At 65.7% G+C, this 4,146-nt stretch carries 6 protein-coding genes; 2 read left to right on the top strand and 4 right to left on the bottom strand.

The annotated features are described in order from the left end of the window. The 4 genes from RHODMAR_RS24345 to RHODMAR_RS24330 all read right to left on the bottom strand — a co-directional run. Positions 1–559 (bottom strand): TlpA disulfide reductase family protein (locus RHODMAR_RS24345; RefSeq protein ID WP_008720133.1); only part of this gene is annotated, 559 nt, incomplete at its 3' end. Then, entirely contained in the window at positions 556–1,185 is a 630-nt protein-coding gene (locus RHODMAR_RS24340) for a TlpA family protein disulfide reductase (RefSeq protein ID WP_008720130.1), read from the bottom strand. The genes RHODMAR_RS24345 and RHODMAR_RS24340, both read right to left, overlap by 4 nt. Positions 1,186–1,240: 55 nt before the next feature. Continuing rightward, complete coding sequence (locus RHODMAR_RS24335; RefSeq protein ID WP_008720128.1) at positions 1,241–1,876, bottom strand: vitamin K epoxide reductase family protein; 636 nt, start codon at positions 1,874–1,876, stop codon at positions 1,241–1,243. Beyond that, positions 1,851–2,510, bottom strand: a complete 660-nt coding sequence (locus RHODMAR_RS24330) for a DsbA family protein (RefSeq protein ID WP_008720127.1) — start codon at positions 2,508–2,510, stop codon at positions 1,851–1,853. The genes RHODMAR_RS24335 and RHODMAR_RS24330 overlap by 26 nt, the downstream gene beginning before the upstream one ends. A gap of 136 nt (positions 2,511–2,646) precedes the next feature. On the opposite strand from RHODMAR_RS24330, the gene RHODMAR_RS24325 reads away from it, so the two are divergent. Together RHODMAR_RS24325 and RHODMAR_RS24320 are read left to right on the top strand one after the other, a co-directional pair. Further along, positions 2,647–3,045, top strand: coding sequence for an ArsR/SmtB family transcription factor (locus RHODMAR_RS24325; RefSeq protein ID WP_032373340.1), 399 nt, complete (start codon positions 2,647–2,649; stop codon positions 3,043–3,045). Continuing rightward, on the top strand, positions 3,038–4,146 hold a 1,109-nt coding region (locus tag RHODMAR_RS24320; RefSeq protein ID WP_042940242.1), incomplete at its 3' end, for a heavy metal translocating P-type ATPase. The genes RHODMAR_RS24325 and RHODMAR_RS24320, both read left to right, overlap by 8 nt.

Here is a 4,146-nt window from a genome sequence, read left to right as displayed (position 1 = left end):
CCCGGTGCTGGCGATCGAGTACCAGCGTCGAGGGAATGACGCTGGTCGGATAGTTCCCGCCGAGGGCGATCAGCGTCCGCATCGAGGGGTCGTAGATCGAAGGGTAAGTGACGTTGTTGTCGACCACGAAGTCCTGCGCTTTGTCCTTCTGCGGATCTCGGACATTGATACCGAGGAACTGCACACCGCGCTCACGGGTGGCCTCGTAGACCTCTTCGAGGTCGTCGGCTTCGCCGCGGCAGGGGCCACACCATTGACCCCAGAGATTGATCACGACGACCTTTCCGTCGTAGTCCGCCAGAGCGGTCGTCTTGCCCTCCTCCATCAGATCGGGGCCGGCGAGCTCGCCTATGGTTCCGCGTGTTTCGGGAGGGTCGTAGACGATGTCGGTTCGGCCACCGGGCGCGACGAAGTCGAAGCTCCCGCCGGACGGTGCAGCGTCGGCACCAGCGGAGCATCCGGAGATCAGTAGTACGACGGCAAGAATCGATCCGATTGCCGCGGTGGGCGTGCCGCCTTGTCGTCGAGTACCGACCCACACGGGTAGGAAACGTGTCATGAGGTGAAGTCCTTTATTGCAGTGCGGATCTGGTCTGTCGTCTCGAACACTGTCGGGTCGGTGATGCGCTCGATCGTTCCGTCCGGGCGGACGAGAAAACTCAGGGGAAGGACCGGCGGTGCCGAGAGCGCGTCCTGGACGCTGCCGCCGTCGATGTAGTTCGGATAGCGGATGCCCAGTTGCGTGAGCAGCGCGGCCGCGTCCGCGGGTCGGTCCTCGACGTTGATTCCGATGACTGGGATCGCGTCGGGTTCTGCGGCGTAGGCATCGACTACGGGCATCTCGGTGCGGCACGGGCCGCACCAGGATGCCCACAGGTTGATCAGCGTCACCTCGCTGCCGAGAACGTCGACGAGATCGACATCGTCGGCACTGCCGATGCAGCGCGCCATCACTCCCGCCAGCGGCCCACCTTCGTGTGGCACCGGCTGCGGACACAGCGGTAGCGCTGTTGCTCGTGCCGCGTCATCCGGCGGGCGGGACAGTGTGGGTTCGGGTCCGACCGGCGCGACATTGTTGGCGATGACGTCGGATGGGCCGCCCTCGACGCCACCGGAGCGGGGCCACAGTGCGACGATCGATGCAACGACAACGACGAGCATGACGATCGACCAGCCGCGCGTCATCGCCGTGACCTTCTTTCTCGAGAGATCGGCAGAGGGGCGAACGGTACGTCGCGGATCATAGGAGCGTGGACCAGTACGACCAGAAACGCTGCGCGATCAGGGCGATGAGGACGAGAAACCACACGGTCAGCGCAATCGAGTGATTGCGCATCAACACTCCCGCCCACTGCCGCCGGCCCGCACTCGGAGCCCCGCGGTCGAGGTTGCGCAGCGTGACGTACCAGAAGATCGGTACGGTGACCGCCCACACCGCCATGCAGTACGGGCACAGCGCGCCGATGTCGTAGAGGCTCTGCACGATCAGCCAGTGCACGAAGACCGCAGCAGCAGTGACACCGACCTGCAGTGCACTCCAGAACCACTGCGCGAACACGGCTCCGGCGAGCAGGGCGGCACCCACTGCCGCCACGACGGCGAAGCCCGCGATCCCGAGAAGGGAATTGGGAAATCCGAACGCAGACGCCTGCGGGGTGTCCATCACCGATCCGCAGTTGAGTACCGGATTGATACTGCAGGTCGGGGCGTAGGCGGGATCGAGCGCAAGGGCGAACTTCTCTACCGTGAGTACGAACGCGGCGGCCAGTCCGATCACGCCTCCTACCAGCAGCAGCCAGGGCAGGCTTCGGGCGAACGGTCCGCTGCGTCGGGTGAGAGCGGCTGCGCGGTCAGCCGAGTGCAGCGTCGAGGGCATCGGTGAGGTCTCCGTAGGTGGTGGGTTCGATCTTGGTGCCGTTGAGGAAGAACGTCGGGGTGCCCTGGACGCCGAGCGCGATCCCGTCGGCGACGTCGGCCTCGATGCGTTCGAGCGTCGCAGGGTCGGTGTAAGCGGCATCGAAGGCGCTCATGTCGAGTCCTTGCTCGACGGCGAAGCTCCGAAACAACTCGTCCTGCGGAACCTGCTGTTCGCCCCACTGCGCCTGCGTCTCGTACATGCGCTGATACATGTCCTCGAAGCCGCCCTGCTGTGCTGCGGCTTCGACAGCGCGTGCGGCGCGTTCGGCATTGAAGTGCGAGGCGATGGGAAAGTAGCGGGCCACGAAGCTCACCCGGTCGCCGTACTCCTCACGCAATTGTTCGATCGCTGGGTAGACAGACCGGCAGGCCTCGCACTCGAAGTCGAGGAACTCCACGAACGTGACCCGGCCGTCGGGCACCGAGTTCAACCGATGACTGTTCTCGCGCACCGCGATCGAGGCAGGGTCGGCGGCGGCCTGCTCGGCGGCGGCAGCATCCGGCGTGCCCGATCGGTCCACCACCAGAAATACAGCCAACGCGGCGGCGAACACGACCACCAGGGACAGGGAAATCTTCAACGCTCGGCTCATACAACTACCTTCTCGACTCGTTCGGACTGATCAACGGGCCCGATATGGGCGTTTCGACCCGTTGTGAGACTAACAATCGTACGAACGTCGACCGAAAGGTCTTCCCTGACGATCGCATGATTGTTAGATTGTGCCCATGGCCTTGGAACCTTTGGACTCGTGCGATCTGTTGTGTATGGACCTCCCTCACGCCGAGAGGGTGCGCGCAGCCTTGCCTGCTCTCGGCGATATCGAACCGGTCGCCGACGCTGCCCGAGCTTTCGGTGACCCCACCCGACTGACCATCGCGCTCGCGTTGAACGCCGGCGGGCAGATGTGCGGCTGCGATGTTGCGTGGATCGTGGGACAGAGCCAGAAGCTGGTCTCCCACCATCTCCGCAAACTCAAAGCCGCGGACGCCGTCACATCGAACAGAGAGGGAAAGTTGGTCATGTATTCGCTCACCGATCGCGGCGCCCGACTGCTCTCGATACTGACCGAGCCACTGGCCACCGCCTCGGCCACCGCTGATCTCACCGGGGTCGATCATGGCTGACGCGTGCTGCGGACCGACCCCCGCTGCGCCGACCACCGAACCGGCCGCCGACGGTACGGGCACGGCAGGTCCGGCTCCGACCGACGTACCCCAGAGGTTGTGGCAGGTCCGCGAGCTGCAACTCGCATCGGTAGCCGCGATCATCCTCGCCGCATCGTGGTTGCTCGGTCGAACGGGTGCCGATGCGGTCGCGACCGTCGGCGGTCTGATCGCTGCCGCGATCGCGGCCGTCACCTTCGTTCCCGCGACGGTGAGAAATCTGCGACACGGCCGCATCGGTGTCGGCACGCTGATGACGATCGCGCTCCTCGGTGCCATCGCATTGGGCCAGATCCCCGAGGCCGCGATGCTCGGCATCCTGTTTTCCGTCGCCGAGGGACTCGAGGAGTACGCGGTCACCAAGACCCGCCGCGGACTACGCGCACTTCTGTCCTTGGTGCCGCCGACAGTGTCGGTCCTGCGCGGTGGAACCGAGCAGGCCCTGCCCCCCGACGATGTCGTGATCGGGGACACCATGGTGCTGCGACCGGGCGAGCGAGCTGCCACGGACGGCACCATCGCACGCGGTTCGACGAATCTGGACGTGTCCGCGATCACCGGCGAGTCCGTGCCCATCGAAGCCGGTGTCGGCGACGAGGTGCATGCCGGTGCCATCAACGGCGGCGGAGCCATCGAGATCACCGTCACCGCGCCGGCATCGGAGAGTTCGCTTGCGCGCATCGTCCGCATCGTCGAACAGGCCCAGGACCGCAAAGGGGCCGGCCAGCGGCTCGCGGACCGGATCGCACGTCCCCTCGTGCCTTCGATCATGATTCTCGCCGCCCTCGTCGCCGGCGTCGGTGCGGTGCTCGGTGACCCCATGTTGTGGCTCGAACGCGCACTGGTGGTCCTGGTCGCGGCATCACCGTGCGCGTTGGCCATCTCGGTGCCGCTGTCGGTGGTGGCGGCGATCGGGGCTGCGAGCCGCAACGGGGCATTGATCAAAGGCGGTGCAGCAGTAGAAGAGCTGGGCCGCATCCGCGTCGTCGCCGTGGACAAGACCGGCACCCTCACCGCAGGACGACCGGAGGTCGTCGACGTCGTCACCGCTGCGGGAATCGG

Source organism: Rhodococcus sp. AW25M09 (assembly GCF_000333955.1).
Classification (GTDB): Bacteria; Actinomycetota; Actinomycetes; order Mycobacteriales; family Mycobacteriaceae; genus Rhodococcoides.
This window is presented reverse-complemented; position numbering and strand designations above follow the sequence as displayed.

Coding starts and splice junctions, on each gene's coding strand:
- RHODMAR_RS24325 (WP_032373340.1), top strand. CDS start 2,647: ATGGCCTTGGAACCTTTGGACTCGTGCGATCTGTTGTGTATGGACCTC.
- RHODMAR_RS24340 (WP_008720130.1), bottom strand. CDS start 1,185: ATGACGCGCGGCTGGTCGATCGTCATGCTCGTCGTTGTCGTTGCATCG.
- RHODMAR_RS24330 (WP_008720127.1), bottom strand. CDS start 2,510: ATGAGCCGAGCGTTGAAGATTTCCCTGTCCCTGGTGGTCGTGTTCGCC.
- RHODMAR_RS24335 (WP_008720128.1), bottom strand. CDS start 1,876: ATGCCCTCGACGCTGCACTCGGCTGACCGCGCAGCCGCTCTCACCCGA.